This window comes from Nocardioides sp. B129/18, assembly GCF_055282735.1.
Genome location: NZ_JBUZJI010000004.1, coordinates 142,687 through 166,701, shown reverse-complemented (window position 1 = coordinate 166,701; position 24,015 = coordinate 142,687). Strand labels below are relative to the sequence as shown.

Annotated in this window: 24 protein-coding genes; 11 read left to right on the top strand and 13 right to left on the bottom strand. The window is 73.6% G+C overall.

Annotated elements, in window-relative coordinates:
• Nucleotides 1-35: 35 nt before the first annotated feature.
• Both ACZDWJ_RS04725 and ACZDWJ_RS04720 read left to right on the top strand, forming a co-directional pair.
• Nucleotides 36-521 carry a PHP domain-containing protein gene (locus ACZDWJ_RS04725; RefSeq protein ID WP_463519763.1) on the top strand — a complete coding sequence of 162 codons (486 nt, stop codon included), beginning with the start codon at nt 36-38 and terminating at the stop codon, nt 519-521.
• Complete coding sequence (locus ACZDWJ_RS04720) at nt 518-1,165, top strand: GNAT family N-acetyltransferase (RefSeq protein WP_463519762.1); 648 nt, start codon at nt 518-520, stop codon at nt 1,163-1,165. The genes ACZDWJ_RS04725 and ACZDWJ_RS04720 overlap by 4 nt, the downstream gene beginning before the upstream one ends.
• A 12-nt stretch (nt 1,166-1,177) precedes the next feature.
• Here ACZDWJ_RS04720 and ACZDWJ_RS04715 read toward each other — a convergent pair whose 3' ends face one another.
• Together ACZDWJ_RS04715 and ACZDWJ_RS04710 are read right to left on the bottom strand one after the other, a co-directional pair.
• On the bottom strand, nt 1,178-1,837 hold the full coding sequence (locus tag ACZDWJ_RS04715) for an SDR family oxidoreductase (protein WP_463519761.1): 660 nt from the start codon (nt 1,835-1,837) through the stop codon (nt 1,178-1,180).
• Between the two features lie 36 nt (nt 1,838-1,873).
• Complete coding sequence (locus ACZDWJ_RS04710; RefSeq protein WP_463519760.1) at nt 1,874-2,818, bottom strand: 5'-3' exonuclease; 945 nt, start codon at nt 2,816-2,818, stop codon at nt 1,874-1,876.
• Nucleotides 2,819-2,903: 85 nt separating this feature from the next.
• Between ACZDWJ_RS04710 and ACZDWJ_RS04705 the strand changes: the two genes are divergently transcribed.
• Complete coding sequence (locus tag ACZDWJ_RS04705) at nt 2,904-3,368, top strand: Lrp/AsnC family transcriptional regulator (RefSeq protein ID WP_463519759.1); 465 nt, start codon at nt 2,904-2,906, stop codon at nt 3,366-3,368.
• Between the two features lie 109 nt (nt 3,369-3,477).
• Here ACZDWJ_RS04705 and ACZDWJ_RS04700 read toward each other — a convergent pair whose 3' ends face one another.
• The 5 genes from ACZDWJ_RS04700 to ACZDWJ_RS04680 are packed head-to-tail and all read right to left on the bottom strand — an operon-like array spanning nt 3,478 to nt 9,423.
• Nucleotides 3,478-4,944 (bottom strand): KamA family radical SAM protein, encoded by a 1,467-nt coding sequence (locus tag ACZDWJ_RS04700; RefSeq protein ID WP_463519758.1) that lies wholly within the window; start codon nt 4,942-4,944, stop codon nt 3,478-3,480.
• Between the two features lie 52 nt (nt 4,945-4,996).
• A complete protein-coding gene (locus ACZDWJ_RS04695; RefSeq protein WP_463519757.1) occupies nt 4,997-5,623 on the bottom strand; it encodes a GNAT family N-acetyltransferase in 627 nt (208 codons plus the stop codon).
• On the bottom strand, nt 5,620-7,233 hold the full coding sequence (locus tag ACZDWJ_RS04690; protein WP_463519756.1) for an amidohydrolase: 1,614 nt from the start codon (nt 7,231-7,233) through the stop codon (nt 5,620-5,622). Before ACZDWJ_RS04690 ends, ACZDWJ_RS04695 begins: the two co-directional genes overlap by 4 nt.
• Entirely contained in the window at nt 7,230-8,684 is a 1,455-nt protein-coding gene (locus ACZDWJ_RS04685; RefSeq protein ID WP_463519755.1) for an AMP-binding protein, read from the bottom strand. The genes ACZDWJ_RS04690 and ACZDWJ_RS04685 overlap by 4 nt, the downstream gene beginning before the upstream one ends.
• Nucleotides 8,677-9,423 (bottom strand): enoyl-CoA hydratase/isomerase family protein, encoded by a 747-nt coding sequence (locus ACZDWJ_RS04680; RefSeq protein WP_463519754.1) that lies wholly within the window; start codon nt 9,421-9,423, stop codon nt 8,677-8,679. Before ACZDWJ_RS04680 ends, ACZDWJ_RS04685 begins: the two co-directional genes overlap by 8 nt.
• 87 nt (nt 9,424-9,510) lie before the next feature.
• Between ACZDWJ_RS04680 and ACZDWJ_RS04675 the strand changes: the two genes are divergently transcribed.
• The 4 genes from ACZDWJ_RS04675 (at nt 9,511) to ACZDWJ_RS04660 (ending at nt 13,349) form a co-directional block, all read left to right on the top strand.
• Nucleotides 9,511-10,116, top strand: coding sequence for a TetR/AcrR family transcriptional regulator (locus ACZDWJ_RS04675; RefSeq protein ID WP_463519753.1), 606 nt, complete (start codon nt 9,511-9,513; stop codon nt 10,114-10,116).
• Nucleotides 10,117-10,603: 487 nt separating this feature from the next.
• Nucleotides 10,604-12,124 (top strand): apolipoprotein N-acyltransferase, encoded by a 1,521-nt coding sequence (gene lnt, locus ACZDWJ_RS04670; RefSeq protein ID WP_463519752.1) that lies wholly within the window; start codon nt 10,604-10,606, stop codon nt 12,122-12,124.
• 26 nt (nt 12,125-12,150) lie between these two features.
• Nucleotides 12,151-12,885, top strand: coding sequence for a polyprenol monophosphomannose synthase (locus ACZDWJ_RS04665; protein WP_463519818.1), 735 nt, complete (start codon nt 12,151-12,153; stop codon nt 12,883-12,885).
• Nucleotides 12,885-13,349 carry an FxsA family protein gene (locus tag ACZDWJ_RS04660; RefSeq protein WP_463519751.1) on the top strand — a complete coding sequence of 155 codons (465 nt, stop codon included), beginning with the start codon at nt 12,885-12,887 and terminating at the stop codon, nt 13,347-13,349. Before ACZDWJ_RS04665 ends, ACZDWJ_RS04660 begins: the two co-directional genes overlap by 1 nt.
• Before the next feature lie 30 nt (nt 13,350-13,379).
• Here ACZDWJ_RS04660 and ACZDWJ_RS04655 read toward each other — a convergent pair whose 3' ends face one another.
• The 4 genes from ACZDWJ_RS04655 to ACZDWJ_RS04640 form a co-directional block, all read right to left on the bottom strand.
• Complete coding sequence (locus tag ACZDWJ_RS04655; protein WP_463519750.1) at nt 13,380-13,760, bottom strand: RNA polymerase-binding protein RbpA; 381 nt, start codon at nt 13,758-13,760, stop codon at nt 13,380-13,382.
• Between the two features lie 176 nt (nt 13,761-13,936).
• The gene (locus tag ACZDWJ_RS04650; protein WP_463519749.1) at nt 13,937-15,316 is read right to left on the bottom strand and encodes an MFS transporter; all 1,380 of its coding nucleotides are present in this window, start codon (nt 15,314-15,316) and stop codon (nt 13,937-13,939) included.
• Nucleotides 15,295-16,134 carry a glycerophosphodiester phosphodiesterase gene (locus ACZDWJ_RS04645; protein ID WP_463519748.1) on the bottom strand — a complete coding sequence of 280 codons (840 nt, stop codon included), beginning with the start codon at nt 16,132-16,134 and terminating at the stop codon, nt 15,295-15,297. Before ACZDWJ_RS04645 ends, ACZDWJ_RS04650 begins: the two co-directional genes overlap by 22 nt.
• A 59-nt stretch (nt 16,135-16,193) precedes the next feature.
• Nucleotides 16,194-17,720 carry a UDP-N-acetylglucosamine 1-carboxyvinyltransferase gene (locus ACZDWJ_RS04640; protein ID WP_463519747.1) on the bottom strand — a complete coding sequence of 509 codons (1,527 nt, stop codon included), beginning with the start codon at nt 17,718-17,720 and terminating at the stop codon, nt 16,194-16,196.
• A gap of 128 nt (nt 17,721-17,848) precedes the next feature.
• On the opposite strand from ACZDWJ_RS04640, the gene ACZDWJ_RS04635 reads away from it, so the two are divergent.
• Entirely contained in the window at nt 17,849-18,865 is a 1,017-nt protein-coding gene (locus ACZDWJ_RS04635) for a zinc-dependent alcohol dehydrogenase family protein (protein ID WP_463519746.1), read from the top strand.
• A gap of 34 nt (nt 18,866-18,899) precedes the next feature.
• Here the strand turns inward: ACZDWJ_RS04635 and ACZDWJ_RS04630 are convergent, their stop codons facing one another.
• On the bottom strand, nt 18,900-19,061 hold the full coding sequence (locus ACZDWJ_RS04630; RefSeq protein WP_463519745.1) for a hypothetical protein: 162 nt from the start codon (nt 19,059-19,061) through the stop codon (nt 18,900-18,902).
• A gap of 168 nt (nt 19,062-19,229) precedes the next feature.
• On the opposite strand from ACZDWJ_RS04630, the gene ACZDWJ_RS04625 reads away from it, so the two are divergent.
• Nucleotides 19,230-19,835, top strand: coding sequence for a GrpB family protein (locus tag ACZDWJ_RS04625; RefSeq protein ID WP_463519744.1), 606 nt, complete (start codon nt 19,230-19,232; stop codon nt 19,833-19,835).
• On the opposite strand, the gene ACZDWJ_RS04620 is transcribed toward ACZDWJ_RS04625, so the two are convergent.
• On the bottom strand, nt 19,828-20,547 hold the full coding sequence (locus ACZDWJ_RS04620; RefSeq protein WP_463519743.1) for an MOSC domain-containing protein: 720 nt from the start codon (nt 20,545-20,547) through the stop codon (nt 19,828-19,830). The two genes, ACZDWJ_RS04625 and ACZDWJ_RS04620, sit on opposite strands and share 8 nt — an antisense overlap.
• A 128-nt stretch (nt 20,548-20,675) precedes the next feature.
• On the opposite strand from ACZDWJ_RS04620, the gene ACZDWJ_RS04615 reads away from it, so the two are divergent.
• Together ACZDWJ_RS04615 and ACZDWJ_RS04610 are read left to right on the top strand one after the other, a co-directional pair.
• A complete protein-coding gene (locus ACZDWJ_RS04615) occupies nt 20,676-21,542 on the top strand; it encodes an acyl-CoA thioester hydrolase/BAAT C-terminal domain-containing protein (RefSeq protein ID WP_463519742.1) in 867 nt (288 codons plus the stop codon).
• 30 nt (nt 21,543-21,572) lie between these two features.
• Complete coding sequence (locus ACZDWJ_RS04610; RefSeq protein WP_463519741.1) at nt 21,573-24,002, top strand: SCO7613 C-terminal domain-containing membrane protein; 2,430 nt, start codon at nt 21,573-21,575, stop codon at nt 24,000-24,002.
• Nucleotides 24,003-24,015 lie beyond the last annotated feature (13 nt).

Genomic DNA, 24,015 nt, shown 5'->3' with positions numbered 1-24,015 from the left:
TCGCCGACTGTTGGCCTCCGCGCCGCCTGCGGTGGTTGGCCGGCGACCACCACATCCACACGCAGTACAGCCCCGACGCCATGTACCGCGTCATCGACCACGTGCAGCACGCCGAGGCGTACGGCCTGGACTGGATGGTCATCACCGACCACGGCAGCGTCACCCACGCCAAGATCGGCGTCGAGAAGGTCAACCCCGACATCCGCGCGGCCCGCGAGCGGCTGGAGGACCGCATCCTCGTCTTCCAGGGCCCGGAGTGGAACATCCCGGCCGCCGAGCACGGCACCGTCTTCGTCCACCCCGGCCGCCACGGAGACCCGCTCCTTCGTGCGGCCGGTGGTCGAGGGCGGACGGCTGGTGCTGCGCGTGCGCCCGGCCAGCGGCGGTCTGCTGGTGCCCTTCGAGGTGCCCGCTCCGACGCCCTGCTGCGCCGAGCACGCCTGAGCACGCCCAGCACCCCAGAGCCCTGGCAGGGAATCGGGTGGCTGGCAGCGCGGTCGTGCGGAAGGCTGGCCCGGTGACCCTCTCGGACCACTGGCCCCTCTTCGACCTCGAACTGCGTGTGGGCGACGTCGTCCTCCGGCTGCCCCGCGAGGAGGAGCTGGCGGCGCTGGCCGACGTCGCCGCCCGCGGCGTCCACGCGCCCGACGAGCGCCCGTTCCTCACGCCGTGGGCGGAGGGCACCCCGCAGGAGCGGGCACGGGAGGTGCTGGGCGGGCACTGGTGGCGTCTCGGCACCTGGGAGCCGTCGGACTGGCGGCTCGGGCTCGCGGTCGTCGACGCCGGCACGGCCGTCGGCATGGTGACGCTGCGCGCGCGGAACTTCGCGGTGCTGCGCGAGGTCTCGACGTCGTCGTGGACCGGCGTCGAGCACCAGGGTCGGGGCCTCGGCGCTCTCGCCCGCGTCGCGCTGCTGGCGCTGGCCTTCGACCACCTCGGCGCCACTGACGCCACCACCGAGGTCTTCCCCGACAACATGCGCTCGCAGGGCGTCTCGCGGCGTCTGGGCTATGAGCCTGACGGCATCTCCCGCGACCGTCGGGGGGACGAGATGCTCGTCTCGGACCGGCTCCGGCTCGCCGTGGCCCGGTGGAACACGCTGCGAACGGCACGACCGGCCGTCGAGGTGCGGGGCCTCGAGGCCGGTCGGTCGCTGTTCGGGTAGGCGGTCGGCTGCTCAGTCCAGCGCCTTCTGCACGGCGTCGGCGATGCTGAGCGACCCGCCGACGAGCTCCCACTGGTGCCCGACCGACCGCGGCTCGTCGAGCACGGCGACGATCGCCGCGGCCACGTCCCCACGCGAGATGCTCCCGCGCTCGACCTTGTCGGCCAGCTCGACGGCGTCGGTGGCGGGGTCGTCGGTGAGGCCGCCGGGGCGGAGGATCGTCCAGTCGAGGTCGGTCTGGCGCAGGGCGGCGTCCGCGTCGCGCTTGGCCTCGACGTAGGCCCGCCACACCGGCTCGACGTCGTCGCCGAGCGGCTCGTCGACGCTGATGGCGGAGACCTGCACGAAGCGGCGCACGCCGGCGGCGGCCGCGGCGGTCTGCGACTTCAAGGACGCCTCGAGGTCGACCGTGCGCTTGCGCTCGATGTCCCCGTCGGCCCCTCCGCCCGCGGCGAAGACCACTGCGTCGGCGCCCGCGATGGCGTCGGCGTACTCGGCGGCGTCAGCCTGCTCGAGGTCGATGCGCCGCACCTCCACGCCCTGCGCCTCGAGGGCCTCCTGCTGCTCGGCCTTGCGCACCAGCGCGACCGGGGTGTGCCCGGCGGCGAGGAGCAGGGGATGGAGCTGACGGGCCACGTTGCCGTGGCCCCCGACGATCGCGATGCGTGCCATGACCCCGACGCTACGCAGCGCGGCTGTGGAGGCGTCTCACCCGAGAGTCGGGTCGCCCAGCTCGGCCAGCACGTCGACGACGCGCTGCAGCGGCGAGGCGGCGTTGAGGTGCTCGGCGAGCGCCTCGACGGCCACCGGATCGCGGGGGGCGGCCGGCAGCGCGAGGACGTCGCGCGGGACGGCGAGGTCGCGCCGCACCGCGACGACGGTGGGCGCGACGTCGAGGTAGTCCGAGGCCTCCAGCAGTCGGCGTCGCTGGGCGGGGGTGAGCGCCGAGGAGTCGTCGAGTGCGGCGGCGCGGATGCCGGCGAGGTCGTCATAGCGCTGCAGCAGGGTCGCCGCGGTCTTCTCGCCGACACCGGGCACGCCGGGCAGGCCGTCGGAGGTGTCGCCGCGCATCGTGGCGAAGTCGGCGTACTGCGAGGCGCGCACGCCGTACTTCTCCAGCACCCAGGCCTCGTCGACCCGCTCGTGACGCCCCACGCCCTTCGCGGTGTAGAGCACCCGCACCTGGGCGGTGTCGTCGACGAGCTGGAAGAGATCGCGGTCGCCGGTGACGACGTCGACGGGCATGCCGGCGCCCGTGGCCAGGGTGCCGATGACGTCGTCGGCCTCGGCCTCGGGGGCCCCGATGACGGCGATGCCGAGCGCCTCGAGCACCTCCCGGATCAGCGGCACCTGCACCGCCAGCGGGTCGGGCACCTCCTCGACGTCGGGGGCGGTGGGCTGCTCCTCGACGACGCGGTGCGCCTTGTAGGTCGGCACGAGGTCGACGCGCCACTGCGGACGCCAGTCGTCGTCCCAGCAGCAGGCCAGGTGCGTGGGGCGGTACTCCCCGGCCAGCCGGGCGATGAACTCCAGCAGACCGCGCACCGCGTTGACCGGCGTCCCGTCGGGCGCCTCGATCGGCGGCACGCCGAAGAAGGCCCGAAAGTAGAGCGAGGCGGTGTCGAGGAGCATCAGGCGCGGCGCGGCGGGCATGGCCGCAGTCAACCAGACCGGGACGTCGGTCCCGCGTGCCGTCGTCCGGCCGCGAGCGGGGTGCGCAGCCACTACTGTGTCGCCGGTGAGCGAGGTCGAGACCACGGATCGTCGGATCCTCCAGCTGCTGGCCACCGACGGACGGATGTCCTACACCGACCTCGGACGCGCGACGGGCCTCTCGACCTCGGCGGTGCACCAGCGGGTCAAGCGCCTCGAGCAGCGCGGCCTGATCCTCGGCTACGGCGCCACGATCAACCACGCCGACGTCGGCATGCCGCTGACGGCGTTCATCGCGATCCGGCCGATCGACCCCTCGGCCCCGGACGACTGTCCCGACCGTCTCGAGGGCATCCCCGAGATCGAGTCGTGCTGGTCGGTGGCGGGGGAGGAGTCCTACGTCCTCAAGGTCCGCACCAGCACGCCGCAGGACCTCGAGCAGCTCCTCGCTCGCATCCGCTCGGCGGCCAACGTCTCCACGCGCACGACGATCGTGCTCTCCACCTACTACGAGAACCGACCGGTCACCGGCCCGCTGACCGCCGGGTGACCCAGGGGGGCGGGTCGCCCCGACGGGGCGGGACGGTGCCGGCCGTGGTGCTCGACGACGATCAGGGAGGACCGCCGCCGAGGCAGGGTGTGGCTCTCGGCCCGGTGCCTCAGTAGGCCTGCAGCGCAGCGGTGCGACGCGAGGCCTCGGCGGCCGCGCGGGCGTCGAGGGTGACCTCGGCGTCGCCGTGCTGCTCGGCCCACCAGGCCCGACCGACCTCGGGCAGGGTGTGGATCGGGTCGTAGTAGTGGTAGGAGCGGCTCAGGGCCTCGGCGTCGTCGGCCTCGATCGAGGTGCGGTAGTTCTTCGTCCACGAGGTGATGCCGCGCTCGTGGTCGTAGCCGGCGAGCTGGTGCACCCAGCGCTTGCCCACGAACGGGACGTCGCACACGATGCGCGGCGTCGCGAAGCCGGGCAGGTAGCCCATGATGTGGTGCTGCAGGCGCTGGGCCTCGGCCACCGAGATCCGCCAGTGCTCGGCGAAGGGGATCATGTCGCAGAGGTAGAAGTAGTAGGGCATGATCCGGGCGCCGTCGAGCAGGCGGAAGCACAGGTCGAGCAGGGCGTGCGGGTCGGCGTTGACGCCGTTGAGGATGACGCCCTGGTTGCGCACGTCGCGCAGGCCGGCGTCGAGCATGGTGCCCGCGGCCTTCGCGACGATCGGGGTGATCGACGCGGCGTGGTTGGCGTGGGTGTGCATCGCCAGCGAGACCCCGCGGCTGCGCGCCAGGGTGGCCACGCGGGCGACGCCGTCGACGACCTCGGGCTGGAGCCAGTGCTGGGGCAGGCCGATGAGCGCCTTGGTGGCCAGGCGGATGTCGCGGATGTTCTCGATCTCCAGCAGGGAGGTCAGGAACGCCTCGAGACGCGGCCACGGCATGTTCGCGACGTCGCCGCCGGAGACCACGACGTCGCGCACCTGCGGGGTGCGCCGCAGGTAGTCGAGCATGTCGCCGAGCCGGTCGTTCGGCTTGGCGAGGAACTTCAGCTTCTCCACCGTCGGCGTGGAGTTGCCGACGAGGTCCATGCGGGTGCAGTGGCCGCAGTACTGCGGGCAGGTCGGCAGCAGCTCGGCGAGCACCTTGGTGGGGTAGCGGTGCGTGAGGCCCTCGGTGGCCCACATGTCGTGCTCGTGGAGGGAGTCGCGCGTGGCGTAGGGGTGGGAGGCCCAGTCGGTGCGACGGTCGGAGAGCACCGGGATCATGTAGTGGCGCACCGGGTCGGCGTAGAACGCCTCGGTGAGCGAGCCGGCGCCGCCGGGCACGGCGTGCGGGGCCATCGTGTTGAGCATCTGCGGCGGCACGAGCATCGACATCGTCGCCCGCTCGGCCTGGTCGCGCTGGAGGTCCTCGTAGAACCGGTCGTCGACGAGGTCGCCGAGCACCTCGCGCAGCTGCGCGACGCTCTTGACGCAGTGCGAGCGCTGCCACTGCGCGGACTCCCACTCCGCGGCGGTGACGTCGCGCCAGCCGGGGAAGCGGGTCCAGTCGGGCTCGACCAGCTCGACGCGGCGGTAGGGGTAGGGCTGCCCGGTCTCGTCCTCGACCAGGCGGGCGATGGAGGTCTCGATGCTCATGTGAGCAGGGTAACGCAAGACTTACGGACTCCTGACCATCTGGCCGGACGATTTACGGCTTCTGCCGCGGCAGGGACTCCAGCGTCCTGACGGTCGCCTGATGGTGGGCGTCGCAGCCGTAGCGGTGCAGCAGCACGCCACGCACGAGATCGTCGAGCCCGGGGAGGGGCTGCTCGCCGAGGGGGAGCGCCATCAGACGCAGGTGCGGCTCGTGGCCGTCCTCGTGGGGCGGACGCCAGTGCGGCACGTCGAGCAGGAGCCCGCCTCCGCGCTGGTAGAAGGCGATGCGACGACGGTGCTCGGCGACCGACTCCTCGTCGATGCCCGGCTCGTCGGGATCCTCGACGTCCCAGAGCAGGACGCTGCGTCCCTCGCCGCGGAGCGTGACGGCGAGGGCGGCCAGCATCGCGGACCCGACGCCGCGGCCGCGCGGGCCGGCGGCGAAGTACCGCAGGAACGTCCAGCCGGTGTCGGCGTCGCCGCTGCCGAGGTCCCGGACGAGGGCCAGGCCGACGACGCCCTCCTCCGGCGAGACCAGGCCGAGCATCCGATCGACGAGGAGGTCCTCGAACGGCGCCGTCAGCTCCTCGGGGAACGAGGCGCCGTAGATCTCCCGCACGCGAGCGCGGGCGGGCTCGTCGAGGTCGGTCCATGCGACGGTGGCGAGCGGTCGACTCATGCGCGCCACACCTCCTCTCCTCCGAGGTACGTCGCCCGCACCTCGATGTCGGCGATGCGCTCGGGGGCGCAGGTGGCGGGGTCGTCGGAGAGCACGACGAGGTCGGCCAGGCGCCCGGGCGTCAGCGTGCCGCGCTCGTGCTCCTGATGGGAGGCGAGGGCCGAGCCGAGGGTGTAGGCCACCAGCGCCTCCAGGCCGCTGATCGCCTCCTCGGGGCCGACCGGGCTGCCGGCGTCGGTGCGCCGGTTGACCAGGTCGTGCATGCCGCGCAGCGGGGCGCCGTCGACGACGGGCCGGTCGGAGCTGCCGGGCAGGATGCAGCCGGCGTCGAGCAGGCTGCGGCCCCGGTAGGCCCAGCCGCTGCGCTCGGGGCCGAGGGCGCGGAGCATGCCCTCGCCGATCTCGCCGATGAAGCGGCCCTGCGGCACCGGCACGACGCCGAGCGCGGCGCACCGCGCGACCTGATCGGGTCGGGCGACGCCGAAGTGCTCGATGCGGTGGCGGGCGTCGGGCCGGGGCCAGCGGCGCTGGGCCTCCTCGTAGACGTCGAGCACGAGGTCGATCGCGGCGTCGCCGATGGCGTGCGTGGCCACCCGCCAGCCCGAGCGGTGGGCGCCGAGGATCCGCGCGCGCAGCGCCTCCGCGTCGTCCTGCAGGTAGCCGGACTCGCCCGGGGTGTCGGCGAAGTCCTCGGTCATCGCGCAGGTGTGGCCGATGAGCGAGCCGTCGGAGAAGACCTTGACCGGGCCGATGCGCAGTCGATCGTCGCCCAGGCCGGTGCGCAGCCCGAGGTCCAGGCCCAGGCCGAGGTCGTCGTCGGCGTGGCCGGCGATCGGGTGCAGGGCGTCGGCGGCCACCATGAGCTCGACGCGCACCGGCAGGCGGCCCTGGTCGCGCGCCCGCTGGTAGGCGAGCACCTCGACCGGGCTCTTGCCGATCCAGCCGCCGCCGATGCCGGCCTCGACGACCGACGTCAGGCCCTGGGAGAGGTAGACCGCACCCGCGCGCTCGATGGCGTCGACGAGGGTGTCGAGCGGGTAGGGGAGCACCAGCGGGGAGAGCAGCTGCTGGGCCTGCTCCTCGAGCAGCCCGTTCGGCCGGCCGTCGGCGTCGACGCTCACGCGTCCGCCGACGACCTCGCGCGGGCGCTCGCGCAGGTCGAGGTCGCCGAGCACGGCGTCGCTGACGACGCACATGTGCCCCGAGGTGTGCCGCAGCCAGACGCGACGTCCGGGCGCCACGCGCTCGAGGCCGTCACGGGTGGGGTGCCCGCCGATCTTGTTCTCGTCGTAGCCCGCGCCGACGATCCAGGCCTCGCCCGGCGTCCGGGCCGCGCGCTCGGCCACGGCGGCGTAGAGGTCGTCGAGCGAGGCGACCCGCAGGTCGATCTCCTCGAGCGTGAGTCCGAACCACGCCATGTGGTTGTGGGCGTCGTGGAAGCCGGGCGTCACGACGGCGCCCTCGAGGTCGACGACCTCGTGCGCGTCGATCTCCTCGTCGACGGCGAGGACTCGCCCCTGCCAGATCGCCAGGCTGCGGGCGACCTGCTCGTGCGCGGGCCCGCCGAGGGTGCGGATGCGCCCGTTGGTGAGCAGCAGGTCGGCCCTCATGCGCGCTGCTCCGCGCTCGTGCGGGCGGCGATCTCGGCGCACAGCGTGCCCTTCTCGACCCGCTGGGAGGCGGTGAGCGGGAGGCTCTCGCGCAGCTCCCAGCGGGAGGGCACCTTGAAGGGCGCCAGCCGCTCCGCGCACCACGTCGTGAGCTCCTCGGGCGTGACGCCGGGTGCCACCAGCAGCGCCATGACCTCCTCGCCGCGGATCTCGTCGGGCACGCCGATGACGGCGGCCAGCCGCACGCCGGGATGGGTGAGCAGCACCTCCTCGACCTCCTGGGCCGCGATGTTCTCCCCGGCGCGCCGGATCATGTCCTTGAGGCGGCCGGTGAGGTAGAGCCGGCCGGCGTCGTCGCGTCGCGCGAGGTCGCCGGTGGGGAACCAGCCGTCGGCGTCGAAGGGCGAGGGCAGGCCGCGGTAGCCGTCCATCATCCCCGGACCGCGCAGCCACAGCTGGCCGGCGTCGTCGAGACGTGCCTCGCGGTGGGCGGCGGGACGGCCCAGGCAGCCGGTGCCGACGAGCTCGTCGTGCTCCTCGGGCGTGACGCGCAGGTCGGCGCCCGTCTCGGTCATGCCGAACGCCTCGAACCACGGGACGCCCCAGCGGGCCTCGAGGTCGGCGTGCAGCGCCGGCGGGATCGCCGAGCACTGGACGACGCGCACCCGATGCTCGCGGTCGCGCGGGTCGGGCGGCATCCGCAGCAGCAGGGTCGGCATGGCGGCCAGGCAGTAGACGTAGGTGGCGCCGTGCTCGCGCGCCTTGGCCCAGAACGTCGAGGGGTGGAAGCCGTCGAGGCCGACCATCCGGCCGCCGGCCATCAGCGCGGCCACCGCGTTCCACTGCGGGTCGACGTAGTGGAACGGCTGCGCGGTGAGCAGGACGTCGTCGGGGCCCAGATGCGGGAATCCGTCGACCAGGGAGCCGGCGAGCGTGGTCCAGTAGCGGTGGGAGAGCACGCAGCCCTTGGGGCGGCCGGTGGTGCCGGAGGTGTACTGGACGCTGACGGTGCGGCCCGGCTCGTCGGCCGGCCTCCACCAGCCGCGTGGGCCGGCGTCGAGCTCGGCGGGGGTCATCACGGTGGCCAGCGGCGCGAGCAGCGGTCGGTGCTCCTCCCACGCGACGACCAGGCGCGCCTCGGCGTCGGCGAGCACGTGGCGCGCGTCCTCGGCCCGGTACCGGACGTTGAGCGGCACCATCGCCGCGCCCAGCCGCTGCAGCGCGAACCACGTCAGCAGCATCTCGGCGCTGTTGCCGAGCATGACGCCGACCCGGTCGCCGGGCACGACCCCCTGCGCGGCGAGTGCGCCGGCGAGGTCGCGGGTGCGCTCGGCGGTGGCGCCGTAGGAGAGCTCGGTGAGGGAGTCGGGCAGGTCGATGGTCCACAGCGGCCGCTCGGGGTGACGCTCGGCTGCGGCGTCGAGGAGCCCGACCAGGGTCTGCTCAGCCACGGACGAACTCCTCGCGCGGTGCGGCGCCCTCGCCGGAGACCGAGGTGAGCACGGCGTGCTCGACCTCGCGGCCCATCGCGGTCTCGAGGTCCGCGCCGAGGCCCTGGTCGAGCACCTGCTTGGCCAGCGAGACCGAGGTGGCGGGGCGCTCGGCGATCCGCCGGGCGACGTCGAGGGCGGCCTCCTCGTGGGTGCCGGCGGGCACGCATCGAGCCACCAGGCCCATCGCCGCCGCCTCCGGTCCCGACACCCGCTCGCCGAGCAGGAGCAGCTCCTTGGCGCGGGCCCAGCCGACGAGCGCCGGCAGCAGCACGGAGATGCCGCCCGTGACCGAGAGCCCGACGCCCACCTCGGGGAAGCCGAATGCGGCGTCCTCGCCGGCGATGACGACGTCGCAGCACAGCGCGAACTCCGCGCCGGCGCCCAGGGCGTAGCCGTGCACGGCGGCGACGACGACACCGGGGAAGCGGCGGATGAGCCGGGTGACGTCCTGGATGTCCTCCAGGCGGGTGCGCGTCTGCTCGACCGTCTCGACCGCGGGCGGCTCCTTGAGGTCGTGGCCGGCGCAGAACGCCCGGCCACGGCCGGCGAGCACGACGGCCCGCACGCCCTCCGCGGTGGCGCGCCGCAGCGAGGCGGCGAGCTCCGCGGGCAGCGCGGCGTCGACGGCGTTGAGCCGCTCGGGGCGGTTGAGGTGGATGGTGGCGACGACGCCGTCGCTCACGTACTCGACGCTCACGGGTGCGCTCCTCGGGGTGGCGGGATCGGCTACGGTGTCGATCGATCGATCGATCGATCGGGACGCTATCAGCACCAGGGGGCACCGATGGGCACCGAGCAGGCCGCGCCCGTCGTCGCGCCCGGCCCGACGGCCGAGCGCGTACGTGAGGCGGCGCTCGACCTGTTCGCCGAGCGCGGCTATCACGGCACCGGCATCCGCCAGCTCGCCGAGCACGCGGGCGTCTCGTCGGCCACGCTCTACCACTACATGGGCACCAAGGAGGAGCTGCTCGTCGCCCTCATGCGCGAGGGCCTCGAGCGACTGGTCGGCCTGGCCGTGCGCCTGGGCGAGATCCCGGATCCCCTCGAGCGGCTGGCCGCGCTGGTGCGGATGCACGTGCGCGAGCACGCCGAGCGGCCGCGCGAGACCCGGGTCGTCGACGACCAGATCGGGGTGCTGGGGGAGTCGGCGCGGCGCGAGGTCGTCGCCCTGCGCGATCGCTACGAGGACGTCTGGCGCCGGTGCCTCGAGGACGCCGCCGCCGCGGGGCGCGTGCCCGACGTCGACCTCGGGCTCCAGCGCCGTGCGCTGCTCGAGATGTGCACCGGGGTGGCCCACTGGTACCGCGTCGACGGCGCCCTCTCCCTCGACGAGCTCGCCGACGCTCATGCCGACCTGGCCCTGCGGCTGGTGGGCGCGCAGCGGCGCTGAGCATCTCGGCGGCTCCCGATCGGAGGAGTGCGCCACGTCACACTCGTCCCACCCGCACCGCCCGTCACGGGCGTCCCGCGTCGAGGGACGGAGGGTCTCCACGATGCGGGAATCCGGCGAATCCCCGGTGAACGGCGGGGGGCCGCTGACCTGCGAGAACGGACGTCTCCGCAGGTCAGCGCCCGGTTGACAGGGGCCTGTCGCCTTCGTGAGGGTAGGCCCACCGCTCATGCAGAACGTGGCCGGTGAACCGACGTCCGAGTGGCCGTGTCGGAGGGTGAGGTGCCAGCACCTGTCCGACGCTGTTCGCGGAGGTCGGTCCACCCCACGAGAGCGGGCACGGGAGGATCCCCCACCCCCTAGACAACAGCCCGACCCCGGCAGCCAGCCGGTACCAGGGGTGGACCGAAGGCGTGCGGGGATCCTCCCGGTGCTCTGCAGGGCGCCGTCGCGGCGGATCCCGCGACCGCCCCGGTACCGTGACGTCGTGCTGCGCCGCGTCGTCCTCGCTCTCGTCGCCGGCGTCGTCCTGTCGCTGGCCTTCGAGCCGGTCACCCTGCCCTGGGTGCTGCCGTTCGCGGTCGCCGGCTTCGTCCTCTCCGTGCACGGGCTCTCCCCGAAGCGCGGCTGGATCCCGGGGCTGGTCTTCGGCGTGGGCTTCTACTTCGTGCACATCGTCTGGATGAGGGCGGTGGCCACGGCGGCCTGGATCGCCCTGGCGAGCATCGAGGCGCTCTTCTACGGCCTGCTCGGCAGTGCGGTCGCCGCGCTGGTCGTACGGCGTCGCTGGCCGCTGTGGTGCGCGGCCGCGTGGGTGACGATGGAGGTCTGGCGCAGCCAGTGGCCCTTCAGCGGCATGCCCTGGGGCAGGCTGGCGTTCGCGGTCGTCGACACGCCCGTCGAGCGCTCGCTGCCCTACGTCGGCATGGTCGGCGTCAGCCTCGCGCTCGCGCTGTCGGGGATGCTCCTGGCCTGGCTGGTGCTCACCACCGGCCCGCGCCGCGCGGGCGTCCTCGGCCTCGCCGCACTGGTGCTCCTGCTCGCCGTCCCGGTCGTGCATCCGTACCACCTCGCGCAGCGGGGCACCGCCACGGTCGCGGCGGTGCAGGGCGACGTGCCGGGCCCCGGGAACGACGTGCTCTACGACTACCGCCGGGTCACCCAGAACCACGTCGACGCCACCGTCGGGCTCGCGGCCCGGGTGGCGGCCGGTGACGCGCCCCGGCCCGACTTCGTGGTGTGGCCGGAGAACTCCACGGCCGTCGACCCGTTCACCGACGTGCTCACCCGCGAGGGGATCGATCGCGCGGTCGCCGCCGTCGACGTCCCGGTGCTCGTCGGCGCCATCGTCGACGGAGGCCCGAAGTACGCCTACAACCAGGGCATCGTGTACACGCCCGGCGAGGGCGCGGGGGAGCGGTACACCAAGCGCCACCCGGTGCCCTACGGCGAGTACATCCCGATGCGCAGCCTCTTCAACGCGCAGTTCGGCCAGCTGGCGCGGATCAGCCGCGACATGCTTCCCGGCACCCGACGCACACCGCTGACCATCGCGGGGGTGAAGGTCGCCGATGCGCTGTGCTTCGACATCGCCTACGACGACGTCGTGCGCGACCAGATGACGCGCGGCGCGCAGATGCTCACCGTGCAGACCTCCAACGCGACCTTCATCTTCACCCACCAGGTCGAGCAGCAGTTCGCGATCACCCGCCTGCGCGCCATCGAGACCGGCAAGTGGACGGTCGTCGCCTCGACCAACGGCATCAGCGGCGTCATCGACCCCCAGGGCGAGGTCGTCGAGCGGGCCGCGAAGCGCACCACCGCCGTCCTCGACCAGGAGGTCGGTCTCTCGCCGGGAGCGACGCCTGCCATGCGACTGGGGCTGTGGATCGGACGGATGTGCATCGGTGCGACGCTCGTCGGCCTCCTGCTCGTCACCGTCGCGTATCGTCGTGACCGCAGGCTGCGCAGTCTTGCCCCCAGCACGGAAGAAGGAATGCGCGCGTGAGCATCGATGAGCTGGGACGGGCCGTGATGGTCGTCCCGACGTACAACGAGGCCGACAACCTGAGCTGGATCGTCGGTCGGCTCCGCGCTGCCCAGCCCCGGGTCGACGTCCTCATCGTCGACGACGGCTCGCCCGACGGCACCGGCGACATCGCCGACGCCCTCGCCGCGGCCGACCCCGCCGTCCGGGTGCTCCACCGCACCGAGAAGGCGGGCCTCGGCGCCGCCTATCTCCACGGCTTCGCCGTGGCCCTCGAGGCCGGCTACGACGTCATCGGCGAGATGGACGCCGACGGCTCCCACCAGCCCGAGCAGCTCGACCGGCTCCTCACCGCCCTCGGCTCGGCCGACCTCGTGATCGGCTCGCGCTACGTGCCCGGCGGCTCGGTCGTGAACTGGCCGATGCGGCGCCGGGTGCTCTCGCGCGGCGGCAACCTCTACGTCCGTCTCCTGCTGGGCATCGACGTCCGCGACGCCACCGCCGGCTATCGGCTCTTCCGTCGCAGCACGCTGGAGAAGATCCGCCTCGACGAGGTGCAGTCCACCGGCTACGTCTTCCAGACCGACCTCGTCACCCGCACCCTCCACGCCGGGCTCACCGTCGCCGAGGTGCCGATCGAGTTCGTCGAGCGCGAGCGCGGCGACTCCAAGATGTCCGGCGCGGTGGCCCTGGAGTCGCTGCGTCTGGTCACCCGCTGGGGCCTCAGCGAGCGCCGTGCCCGGCGCGCGACCCGACGCCGGGAGCGGGAGCGGGTTGCCTGATGGCCTCACGCCGTCGCCGGCTGGCGTCGATCCTGGTGCTGGCCTTCGTGCTGGTGCCGATCGTGGAGATCTACGTGATCATCCAGGTCGGGCAGGTCATCGGTGCCTGGTGGACGGTGCTGCTCCTCATCGCCGACAGCCTCCTCGGCTCCTGGCTGGTGCGGCGCGAGGGCGGACGGGCCTGGGAGGCGCTGCGCACGGCGCTGCGCGACGGCCGGATGCCGGCCACCGAGCTCGCTGACGGCGCGCTCATCCTCATCGGCGGCACGCTCATGCTGACGCCGGGCTTCGTCAGCGACGTCGTCGCGATCCTGCTCATCCTGCCGCTCACCCGCCCGCTGTTCCGCGGGCTGCTGGCGCGGGCCGTGGCCTCGCGCCTGGTCGTGATGGGGGTCCCGAACGCGAATCGCCCCGGACGCGGGCCCGGGGGCCCGGTCGTCCGGGGCGAGGTGCTCGACGACTGATCCGTCCGCGGACGAGGTCGTCGGAGTGGATCAGGCGGGACGCCGCTTGGCGTTGGCCCGGTGCAGGTGCGCCGGACCGATCTCGCCGCCGCGCAGCAGCTCCAGGCGCTCCTTGAGGATGTCCTCGAGCTCCTTCTCCGAGCGGCGCTCCAGGAGCATGTCCCAGTGCGTGCGGGCCGGCTTCTCGACCTTCTGCTCCGGCTCGATGCCGGCCGTGCTCAGCGCCTCGGCGCCGCACCGCGGGCACTCCCAGGTCGCGGGGACGTCGGCCTCGACCGACATCGTGATCTCGAACTCGTGCTGCTGCGGGCATCGGTAGCCCACCTGCTGCCGCGCGGCGAACTCGATGCCGCGCTCGTCCTCGAAGCTCTGTCCTCCGAGTCGCGCTCCGCGCAACGTGCGCTCAGCCATGAGGCACCTCCGTTCTCTGCATTCCCCCATGCGACCCGTCGCGCCGGGGGTTCGCCCCGGACCGTCGTCGCGGGCCGTCAAGTGTTCAACGGTAGCGATCGGCCGAGGATTCCGGAAAGCGACGAAGGGGTGGCCGGGGCCCTCCATTCACAGCCTGCTCTCAGGTGGATCCGGCCTCAGACGACCTCGGGTGCGCGGTTGCCGGCCTCGCGGATGCCGCGCTCGGGGTCGAGCCGCAGCAGGAGCAGACCGCCGAGCACGAAGAAGATCACCAGGGCGAAGATCGCCGGCCGGTAGGAGCCGGTGACCTGGAAGACGACGCCGAAGAGCAGCGTCCCGAACCAGGAGGTGCCGCGCTCGGCGGCGTTGTAGAGGGCGAAGTACTCGCCCTCGCGTCCGCGGGGGATGAGCTGGGAGAAGAAGGAGCGCGAGAGGGCCTGGGTGCCGCCCATGACCAGACCGATCGCGACGCCGGCCACCAGGAACAGCGCGACGTCGCCCGCCGGGAGCGCGATCGCGAGCACGACGATGACGATCCAGGCGCCGGTGCCCCACAGCAGCGAGCGGTAGGCGCCGTGGGTGCGGGCGAGGCGGCCGAAGAAGAGCGCGCCGCCGAAGGCCACGAACTGGATGAGCAGGATGGTGCCGATGAGGACGGAGTCGCCGAAGCCGAGCTGCTTGGAGCCGTAGGTCGACGCGCTCGCGACGACCGTCTGGATGCCGTCGTTGTAGAACAGGTAGGCCAGCAGGAAGGTGAGCATCATCGGGTAGCCGCGCACCTCCTTGAGCGTGCGGCCGAGCTGGCCGAAGCTGCGCTGCAGGAGCCCGCCCTCGACCTCGACGACCGCGCGCGGCTCGTAGTCGCGCAGACGCAGGTAGGGGATGAGCGTGAAGCCGGCCCACCACAGCGCCGCGGAGAGCATCGAGACCCGCACGGCCGTCTCGGTGGAGATCCCGAAGGCGTCGTTGCCCAGCACCACGACGAGGTTCACCAGGAGCAGCAGCCCGCCGCCGAGGTAGCCCCACGCCCAGCCGCGGCTGGAGACCTCGTCGCGCTCGTCCTCGGTGGAGATCTCCACCAGGATCGCGTAGTAGCTCACCAGCGAGCAGCCGGCGAGGATCGAGCTGGCGACGATGGCGATCGCGCCGATCTGCCAGTGATCGTCCTTCATGAGGAACAGCAGGGCCGCGCAGGCCGCGCCCGCCCAGGCGAAGACGGCCATGTGGAGGCGCTTGCGGGCCGACCGGTCGACCATCGCACCGACGATCGGGAGGACGACGGCGCTGGCGATCGTCGCGAAGCTGGTGAGGTAGGCCGGCAGGGAGCCGGCGGCGACGTCGATCCCGAGCACCGAGAGCGTGCGCCGACAGGTGTCGTCGGCGTCCGTGCAGCCGGCCGCGCGGCCGGCGACGGTGATCATGTACGGCGCGAAGAGCACCGTCAGCACGGTCGTGTAGAACGCCGAGTTGGCCCAGTCGTACCAGTTCCACGCCCGCTGCTCGCGGCGCCGGGCGACGGGGTCGTCGAGCGGGGTCATCGCGCCGGCTCCAGCCATCGACCCTCGGTGCGCAGCACGTCGCGCAGGACGTCGGTGCGGTCGGTCATGAGGCCGTCGACGCCGAGCGCGAGCAGCGCGCGCATCTCGGCGGGCTCGTCGACGGTCCACACGTGCACGTGGGCGCGCGCGGCGTGGGCGCGGCGCACCAGCGCGGCGGTGACCACCGGCACGGTGACGGGTCCGAGGCGTCGGTGCCGCGGCACCTGGAGCGCGGCCACCCGGCCGCCGGTGATGCGCCGCGCCAGGGCGGCGCTGGGGCACAGCACGAACACCGCGACCTCGACCGGGTGCGCGGAGGTGGCGACGCGGCCGGCGGTCAGCCGTCGGAAGCGACGCAGTCGCAGGGGCGAGAAGGAGCCGATGAGCACGCGGTCGTGCAGGCCGCGCTCCTCGACGAGGGCGGCCAGCGGGCCGACGGCGTCGTCGGACTTGAGATCGATGTTGAATCGGACGTCGGGATGGTCCTCGAGCAGCTCCACCAGCGTCGGCACCGGCTCACGCCCACCGACCCGCGCCTGACGGATCTCGTCCAGGGTGAGGTCGCGCACCGCGCCGACGCCGTCGGTGACCCGGTCCAGGACGCCGTCGTGGAAGGCCAGCAGGACGCCGTCACGGGTGAGGTGGACGTCGGTCTCGAGGTAGCCGTAGCCCAGCGCCACGGCGTGGGAGAAGGCGACGCGGGTGTTCTCCAGCCCGGCGATCTCCGGGTGCGTGGCTCCGCCGCGGTGGGCGAAGGCCAGCACGGCGCCCGCCTGCTCGCGGACGGCGTCGAGATAGGCCCAGCCGGTGCGCGGCGGACCGGAGGTGGTGGACACCTGAGGGAGCATGCCACGCACCGGCCGGTCCGCCGGCGTCGCCTCGCGAGCGGGACGGCTCAGATGTCGCGGAAGGTCTCGATCGAGGCGCCGAGCTCGTTGAGCCGCTCGGCGAGGTCCTCGTAGCCGCGGTGGATCACGTAGGTCGAGCGCAGGACGCTGGTGCCCTTCGAGGCCAGCATCGCCAGCAGGATCACCACCGCCGGACGCAGCGCCGGCGGGCAGACGATCTCGGTGCCGGAGAAGTGCGTCGGGCCCTCGATCATCACGCGGTGGGGATCGAGCAGCTTGACCTGCGCGCCGAGCTTGGTGAGCTCGGTGAGGTAGATGGCGCGGTTCTCATAGACCCAGTCGTGCAGCAGGGTCTGACCGCTGGCGACGGCCGCGATGACGGCGAAGAACGGGAGGTTGTCGATGTTGAGACCCGGGAACGGCATCGGGTGGATCTTGTCGAGCGGAGCCCGCAGGTCGGAGGGGTGCGTGGTGAGGTCGACCAGGCGGGTCTCGCCGTTGAGCGCGACGTACTCCTCGGAGCGGTCGTAGCGGAAGCCCATCTCCTCCAGCGTCGCGAGCTCGATCTCGAGGAACTCGATCGGCACCCGCTTGATGGTGATCTCCGAGGAGGTGACGATCGCCGCGGCCAGCAGCGACATCGCCTCGATGGGGTCCTCCGAGGGCGCGTAGTCGACGTCGACGTCGATCTCGCTGCGGCCGGTGACGGTCAGCGTGGTGGTGCCGACGCCCTCGATCGTGACGCCGAGGCGCTGCAGGTAGAAGCAGAGGTCCTGGACCATGTAGTTCGACGAGGCGTTGCGGATCACCGTGGTGCCCGGGTGCAGCGCCGCGGCCATGAGGGCGTTCTCGGTGACGGTGTCGCCGCGCTCGGTGAGCACGATCGGACGCCCCGGCTCGATGGCCCGATCGACCGACGCGTGGTAGCTGCCGTCGGTGGCCTTGACCTCCAGGCCGAAGGGCCGCAGCGCGGTCATGTGCGGCTCGACGGTGCGGGTGCCGAGGTTGCAGCCGCCGGCGTAGGGGAGGTCGAAGGAGTCGGCGCGGTGCAGCAGCGGACCGAGGAACATGATCACCGAGCGGGTGCGGCGGGCCGCGACCTCGTCGATGGCGTCGAGGCGCAGCTCCTTGGGCGGGACGATCTCGAGATCGTTGTCGTCGTTGAGCCAGCGGGTCTGGACGCCGAGGCTGCCGAGCACCTCGAGGAGCCGGTTGACCTCCTCGATGCGCGCGACCTTGCGCAGGGTGGTGCGACCCCGGTTGAGCAGGGAGGCGCACAGCAGCGCGACGCCCGCGTTCTTCGAGGTCTTGACCTCGATGGAGCCCGAGAGCGTCGTGGGGCCGGTGATGCGCAGGTGCGTGGGCCCGGCGCCGAGCGCCACGATCTCGGAGTCGAGCGCGGCGCCGATGCGGGCGATCATCTCCAGCGAGAGGTTCTGCTGACCCTTCTCGATGCGGTTGATCGCGCTCTGGCTGGTGCCGAGGACCTCGGCCAGCTGGTGCTGCGTGAGCCCGCGGTGCTTGCGGGCATCGCGGATGAGGTTCCCGATGCGACCCTTGTATCCGTCCGTCATGCCGCCTACGTTAACTCACATGTGAGATATCGACGCAACACGCCGGACGGGTGAGTCGTGAGCGTGCCCGAGAGGCGCGTCCGACGCCGGGTTGGACGCCGCGCCGCGCGTGGGTGTCAGATGCCCTCATGCGCGCCACCACCCTCCACGACACCCGCGACATCCGCTTCACCGAGGTGCCCGACCCGACCCTCGAGCTGCCCACCGACGCGATCGTCCGCGTCACTGCCGCGTGCATCTGCGGCTCGGACCTGTGGCCCTACCGGGGCGAGAACCCGATCACCCCCGGCCAGACGATCGGCCACGAGTGCCTCGGCGTCGTCGAGGAGATCGGCGCCGACGTGCGCGACGTCCGGGTCGGCGACCTCGTCGTCGTCCCGTTCGACCACTGCGACAACACCTGCCCGCACTGCGCGTTCGGGATGCACTCGGCCTGCGACAACCTCGGCATGACCGTCAGCGGCCAGGCGCAGTACGCCCGCGTCACCCAGGCCGACGGCAGCCTCGTGCGGATCCCCGCCGATCATGACCCGGCGCTCGTGCCGGCGCTCATGGCGCTCTCCGACGTCATGCCCACCGGCTGGCACGCCGCCGTCAGTGCGAACGTCCAGCCCGGCTCCACCGTCGTGGTGGTCGGCGACGGCGCCGTCGGGCTGTGCGGCGTCCTCGCGGCGTCCACGATGGGCGCCGAGCGCGTCATCGTGATGTCGCGTCACGCCAGCCGGCAGGAGGTCGCGCGTCGCTTCGGCGCCACCGACGTCGTCGAGCAGCGCGGCAAGGAGGCCGCGGCGCGGATCAAGGAGCTGACGCAGGGCGTCGGCGCGGACGCGGTGCTGGAGTGCGTCGGCACCGACGACGCGATGGGCACGGCCTTCGCCGTGGCCCGGCCGGGCGCGATGGTCGGCTTCGTCGGCGTTCCGCACGGGGTGGAGCTGCCGGTGCGCAAGATGTTCCAGCGCAACGTCGGCCTGCTCGGCGGCATGGCGCCCGTGCGGCGCTACCTGCCGGATCTACTGGAGCGGGTGCTTGCGGGGACCCTCGACCCGGGCCCCGTCTTCGACCTGACGCTGCCGCTGGACCAGGTGGCCGAGGGCTACCGGGCGATGGACGAGCGTCGGGCCATCAAGGTGCTGCTGCAGCCCTGACAGAAGGGGTCCGGGCGGCGGTCGCGGGTCTCGCTCAGGCGACGCGGGCGCGCTGCTCGGCGGCGCCGGGCGGGCTGACGGGGACGCAGTCGCATCCGGCGTCGCAGGCGAGGTAGGTGTGCATGGCGTGGCCGCAGCGCTGGCACGGCAGGTCGTGCGACAGCGGATGGTCGTCACTGCGGACGGTGTCCCACATGACGTGCTCCTTCGAGTTCGCGGATTCGGCGTGTCCTCGACCGTACGGACGATCGGGCGCCGGCCTGAGGCGAACTCCACAGGACTGTCAGGACGCGCGCGGCCGTGTGGCCCGGACGGGCCATGGGGCATGGTCCGGCCGGACCGCGTGTCGGGCTAGCCTGCGGCCATGCCGACCCGCGGGAGCCTGACCACCTTCGACGACGGCGAGCCCCCGGCGGGCACGTCCGCCTACGTGCCCGGAGCAGGCCCGTCCCAGGCGATCGACGTCGTCCCGCCCGACCCCGCCTGGCCCGACGTGGCCGAGGAGCTCATGGGGCGCGTCCGCGGGGCCTTGGGATGGCGGGTGCTCGACCTGCAGCACGTCGGCTCGACCTCCGTGGCCGGTCTGTGGGCCAAGCCGATCATCGACCTCGACCTCGTCGTCGCCGCCCCCGCCGAGGAGGAGCACTGGCTCCCGGCGCTCGTCGACCTCGGCTTCGAGCTGCGGGTGCGCGAGCCCTGGTGGTACGAGCATCGGATGCTGCGCCTGCTCGAGCCGGCCTGCCACCTGCACGTCTTCGGACCCGAGGCCCCCGAGCCGGTGCGCCACCGGCTCTTCCGCGACTGGCTGCGGGGCGATGCCGCCGACCGCGAGCTCTACGCCGCCACCAAGCGCAGCGCGTCGGAGGCCACCCGCGTCGACGGGGGCCACGGCATGGACTACAACCTGCGCAAGGAGTCGGTGGTCCGCGAGATCTACGGCCGGCTCTTCGCCGCGACCGGTCTCAGCTGACCGAGTCGACGACCTCCACCGTCGTTCCCCGCGCGACCTCGCCGGGCGTCGTCGCCGTCGCGTAGATCCCGACGTGCATGTCGCGCTCGCGGGTCACGCCGGGCAGCCAGCGGTCGTCGAGGGGGCGTCCCTCGACGAGATCGAGCATCCGGCAGCGCGGGGCCCGCTCGCCGACGGTGAGCTCGACGTCGCCGACCCTCAGGACGGCCCAGCCCTCCTCCTCGAAGGGCTCGGTGGTGCGGACGAGCAGGTTGGCCCGCAGCCGGCGGATGTCGGGCGTGCCGCCGAAGCGCTCGGCCAGCCAGGCCAGCGTCGCGGTGCCGACGAGGTGGATGGGGGAGTCGTCGTGGTGCTGGATCTCGGCCTCCTGCTTCAGCACGAGCGGGACGCCGACCCGATCGCTCAGCCAGGCGTCCGCCTCGGGCGTGCCGACGCGGACGGTGCGCCCGGGCGCGCCCTCGGGGTCGTCGACCTCGACGGCTGTCGGCTCACCGGGTCCGGCGGTGACCGTGCGGGCCCGCAGCCGCAGGACGTCGTCGTAGCGCCGGAAGCGGCGGCTGTTCTTGCCGCTGGCGATGCGACCGTCCTCGTCGTAGACCGCCCAGAGACGATCGCCGACGAGCCCGCGGGCGTCGAGCCGGATCCGCTCGACCCGTTCGCCGATCATCGCCTTCACGGGGTGGTGCCACAGCTCCTCGAGAACCGTCGTCATGCCCGTCATCCTGGGGCATGACCCGCGCCGCGGAGGCCGCTGACCCCCCGTTCACCGGCGTGTCGGCCGGGTGCGGTAGGAAGAGCGGCGACCGACATCGGGCCGGTCGACCACCCGGGGGACGGACCATGAGCATGTCGGGCATCGAGCCGACGCACGACCGCGCCGGCAGCACCTGGCGCGTCCCAGGCGCGACGACCGCGGTGGTCGTCCTCTCCGGCTCCAGCGGCCGGCTCGAGGCTCCGCGGGCGCGGCTGCTCGCGGACACCGGCGTCACCGCCCGCGCCCACCTCTGGTTCGGCGGTCCGGGGCAGCCGACGGCTCCGGTCGAGGTCCCGCTCGAGCCCACCGCCGAGGTCGTCGGGGCGCTGCGTGAGGAGCATCGGCGGGTGGTGGTGCTGGGCACCTCCTTCGGCGCCGAGCTCGCGCTCGCGCTGGCGGACTCGGGGCTCACGCCGCTCGACGGCGTCGTCGCCGTGGCGCCGCCGGCCCACGTGTGGGCCGGGGTGCGGGCGGACGGCACCCAGACCTCCCACTGGACCGTGAGCGGGCGGCCGCTGCCGTTCGTCCGCCTCGACGAGGAGTGGTCCACCGACGAGCGCCCGCCGGCCTACCGCGACCTCTACGCCGTCTCGCTCGCCGCCGCCGAGAGCAGCGGCGACGCCGCCCGAGCCGAGCTGGTGGCCGAGGGCTCGCCCGAGCTGCTCCTCGTCACCGGGGGCGACGACCAGGTGTGGCCGGCAGGGGACTGGGCGCCGCGGTTGGTCGAGCGTCGCGCCCGGCGCGGGCTCTCGACCCGCCACGTCCACCATCCGCTCGCCGGGCACCGGGTGGTGCTCCCCGGTGAGGAGCCGGTCGCCGGGGGAGCCTCGATGCGGCGTGGCGGCGCGCCCGAGCACGACCTCGCACTCGGGCGGCAGGCCTGGCCGGCGCTGCTCGACCTGCTCGGCCTGCCGTCGCCCAGGAGCCTGCAGGGCGGCCCCGCGGTGCAGTAGCGTCGCGATCTCCCGGGACCGAGGAGCACGATGACCGAGCAGCCGAGCTACGCCTGTCCGGCCTGCGCCGAGGCCGTGCCCGCCGGCCCGGCCGCCTGTCCCCACTGCGGGGTGAGCTTCGTCGGCGATGCCGCCGATCGCCTGCGCGCCATCCACGCCGAGATCGCGGCGCTCACCGACGAGCGGGTCGGCCTGGTCACGCGGCTGCAGGCGGAGGCCCAGACCCAGGCCGAGGCGCCAGAGTCCGGCCAGGCTCGACCATCCGCCGGCCCCGGCGACCCTGGCGATCCAGCGCCGAGCCCGATGGGGGCGACGCCCGACCGCGAGGCCGACGGCGCGACGGACGGCACGACCATCGGCACGTCGTGGATCCCGCGCTTCCCCGCGGCCGGCGCGCCGCTCGGCGAGGGTCCACTGCTGGGTCCGCTCGTGGGTCCGGCGGCCCCGCCGATGCGTGCGCCTCGCCCTGCCCTCCAGGTCGTCCTCTACACGCTCGCCGGGCTCTTGCTGCTCGCGGGCGCGTCGGTGTTCGTCGTCGCCGTGTGGCTGCTCGTCGGCGTCGTCGGACAGGCGATCATCATGCTCGCGCTGACGATCGCCGCGCTCGGCACCGCGGTGAGCCTGGCGCCCCGCCTGCCGGGGGCCTCGGAGACCCTGACCGTGATCGGCGTCGGCCTGCTGCTCATCGACGCCGACGCCGCCTGGAGGCTCGACCTCCTCGGGCTGCGCGGGGTGCCTGGGCCCTGGTACGCCGCGGCGGCGAGTGCCCTGGCGGTCGTGGTGCTCCTGGCGGTGCATCGCGGGGCCCAAGGCCGGGTCGCCGCGCTGCTCCCTGCCGCGCTCGCGGCCGGGGCCGTCGGCGCCGGAGCGCTGGCGGAGGCCGTCCGCACCTCGGCGCTGGGCGGCCTCGGCGCGGTGGTCGTGCTGCTCGGCGCCGCGGTGCTCTCCGGGGTGCTCCTGCTCCTCCTGCGCGAGCGCGCGCGCACCGCTCCGGAGCGCTCGCGCGAGCGTGCCGGGCTCGTGCTCGCCACCGCGGTCGCCGGGGCGTCCGCGCTCGTCCTCGGGCTCAGCGGTCTGGCCCTCGACCTCCGACTCGGGTACGACGTCGCCGGCACGGCTCGCTCCACCCGCTACGGAGCCGGTCTGCTGCTCCTCCTCGTGCTGCTCGCGCTCGTGCGCTGGGAGGTCGAGACATCGGCCCGCTCCCGCGCCCGCGCGATCGGCAGCGGCGCCGAGAGCCATCTGCGGTGGACGCCCGCGCTGCTCGTCCCCGGCTGCCTCCTGGCTCTCGGGCCCGCCCTCCTCGACGTGCCGCGGGTCGGCTGGGTCGGCGTCACGCTGGTGCTGGCGGTCGCCGCCGGCGGCGTCCGCATCATCCTCGGTCGCCTGCGCGAGCTCGGGCCGTACGCGGTGGTCGGCGGGCTGCTCGTCCAGCTGCTCACCCCCGCCTCGGCGCTGACGGTGCTGGTGCTGTCCCGGCAGGGCGTCCCCGATCTGGGGCACCTCGATCGCACGGGCACCCTCGGGACGCTCCCGCTCGCCGCCGAGCTCGTCGGCATCGTCGCGGTGCTCGTCGTCGCGGTGCTCGGCACCGTCCTCGACCACGGACGGGCGGGCGAGCCCTGGGCCGCGGCCGTCGGACCCACGTGGCTGGTGCTGGCCCTCGTGGCGGTGCGGCCCTTCGATGCCGCCTGGGTGGTGCTGGTGCCCGCGACGCTCGCCGCGCTCCCGGCGTCGACGCTCGCCGCCCGGGCGTCCTCGCGCACGCTGCAGCGCAGCACCTGGGTGACCCTGGAGATCTCGCTGGCGCTGCCGCTCCTCGTGCTGGGCGGCCTGGGCATCGGCTCCGCGGTCGTCGACCTCCACGACGACGCCTGGGCCACGCTCGCCGTGCTCCTGGTGCTGCTCGGCCTCGGCGTGCTCGGCTACGCCTCGGCTCCGGGACGCCTGCTCCTGGCCTACCCGGGCACGGTGCTGCTCTCGTCGTCCACGTGGGTCGTCTCCGCGCACCTCGGCGCGGGCCTGATCGAGGTCTACACGCTGCCCCTGGCAGCCCTGCTGCTCGGCGTCGCGGCCGCGCAGATGCGACGGGCCCGTGCCGCCGGCCACCCGCGGCCGACCTCGACGGTGAGCCTCGGCCCTGCGCTCAGCGTCGCCGTCCTGCCGTCGCTGACACTCGCCCTCGGGGAGGGCGACGCACTGCGCCTCGTGCTGCTGGTCGTCGCGGCGATCGTGCTGCTGACGCTCGGGATCGCGCGCGACCTGCGCACGCCGGTGCTGTTCGGCGGCGGCACGCTGGTCGTCGTCGCGATCACCCGCGGTGGCCCGTACCTCGCCTACGTGCCCGCCTGGCTGCTGCTGATCGCGGCCGGCGCCACGGTGCTGACGCTCGCGATCACGTGGGAGCGGTCCGTGGCGGCCGGACGCGACCTCACGGCCTGGCTGCGCACGCTCGGCTGAGGTCCACGGGGCC

Excerpts from the sequence above, each read along its gene's own strand:
- ACZDWJ_RS04715 (WP_463519761.1), bottom strand. The coding sequence starts at position 1,837 with ATGGCACGCATCGCGATCGTCGGGGGCCACGGCAACGTGGCCCGTCAG.
- ACZDWJ_RS04710 (WP_463519760.1), bottom strand. The coding sequence starts at position 2,818 with ATGCCCGCCGCGCCGCGCCTGATGCTCCTCGACACCGCCTCGCTCTAC.
- ACZDWJ_RS04700 (WP_463519758.1), bottom strand. The coding sequence starts at position 4,944 with ATGAGCATCGAGACCTCCATCGCCCGCCTGGTCGAGGACGAGACCGGG.
- ACZDWJ_RS04695 (WP_463519757.1), bottom strand. The coding sequence starts at position 5,623 with ATGAGTCGACCGCTCGCCACCGTCGCATGGACCGACCTCGACGAGCCC.
- ACZDWJ_RS04690 (WP_463519756.1), bottom strand. The coding sequence starts at position 7,233 with ATGAGGGCCGACCTGCTGCTCACCAACGGGCGCATCCGCACCCTCGGC.
- ACZDWJ_RS04675 (WP_463519753.1), top strand. The coding sequence starts at position 9,511 with ATGGGCACCGAGCAGGCCGCGCCCGTCGTCGCGCCCGGCCCGACGGCC.
- ACZDWJ_RS04665 (WP_463519818.1), top strand. The coding sequence starts at position 12,151 with ATGGTCGTCCCGACGTACAACGAGGCCGACAACCTGAGCTGGATCGTC.
- ACZDWJ_RS04660 (WP_463519751.1), top strand. The coding sequence starts at position 12,885 with ATGGCCTCACGCCGTCGCCGGCTGGCGTCGATCCTGGTGCTGGCCTTC.
- ACZDWJ_RS04655 (WP_463519750.1), bottom strand. The coding sequence starts at position 13,760 with ATGGCTGAGCGCACGTTGCGCGGAGCGCGACTCGGAGGACAGAGCTTC.
- ACZDWJ_RS04650 (WP_463519749.1), bottom strand. The coding sequence starts at position 15,316 with ATGGCTGGAGCCGGCGCGATGACCCCGCTCGACGACCCCGTCGCCCGG.
- ACZDWJ_RS04640 (WP_463519747.1), bottom strand. The coding sequence starts at position 17,720 with ATGACGGACGGATACAAGGGTCGCATCGGGAACCTCATCCGCGATGCC.
- ACZDWJ_RS04635 (WP_463519746.1), top strand. The coding sequence starts at position 17,849 with ATGCGCGCCACCACCCTCCACGACACCCGCGACATCCGCTTCACCGAG.
- ACZDWJ_RS04630 (WP_463519745.1), bottom strand. The coding sequence starts at position 19,061 with ATGTGGGACACCGTCCGCAGTGACGACCATCCGCTGTCGCACGACCTG.
- ACZDWJ_RS04625 (WP_463519744.1), top strand. The coding sequence starts at position 19,230 with ATGCCGACCCGCGGGAGCCTGACCACCTTCGACGACGGCGAGCCCCCG.
- ACZDWJ_RS04620 (WP_463519743.1), bottom strand. The coding sequence starts at position 20,547 with ATGACGACGGTTCTCGAGGAGCTGTGGCACCACCCCGTGAAGGCGATG.
- ACZDWJ_RS04615 (WP_463519742.1), top strand. The coding sequence starts at position 20,676 with ATGAGCATGTCGGGCATCGAGCCGACGCACGACCGCGCCGGCAGCACC.
- ACZDWJ_RS04610 (WP_463519741.1), top strand. The coding sequence starts at position 21,573 with ATGACCGAGCAGCCGAGCTACGCCTGTCCGGCCTGCGCCGAGGCCGTG.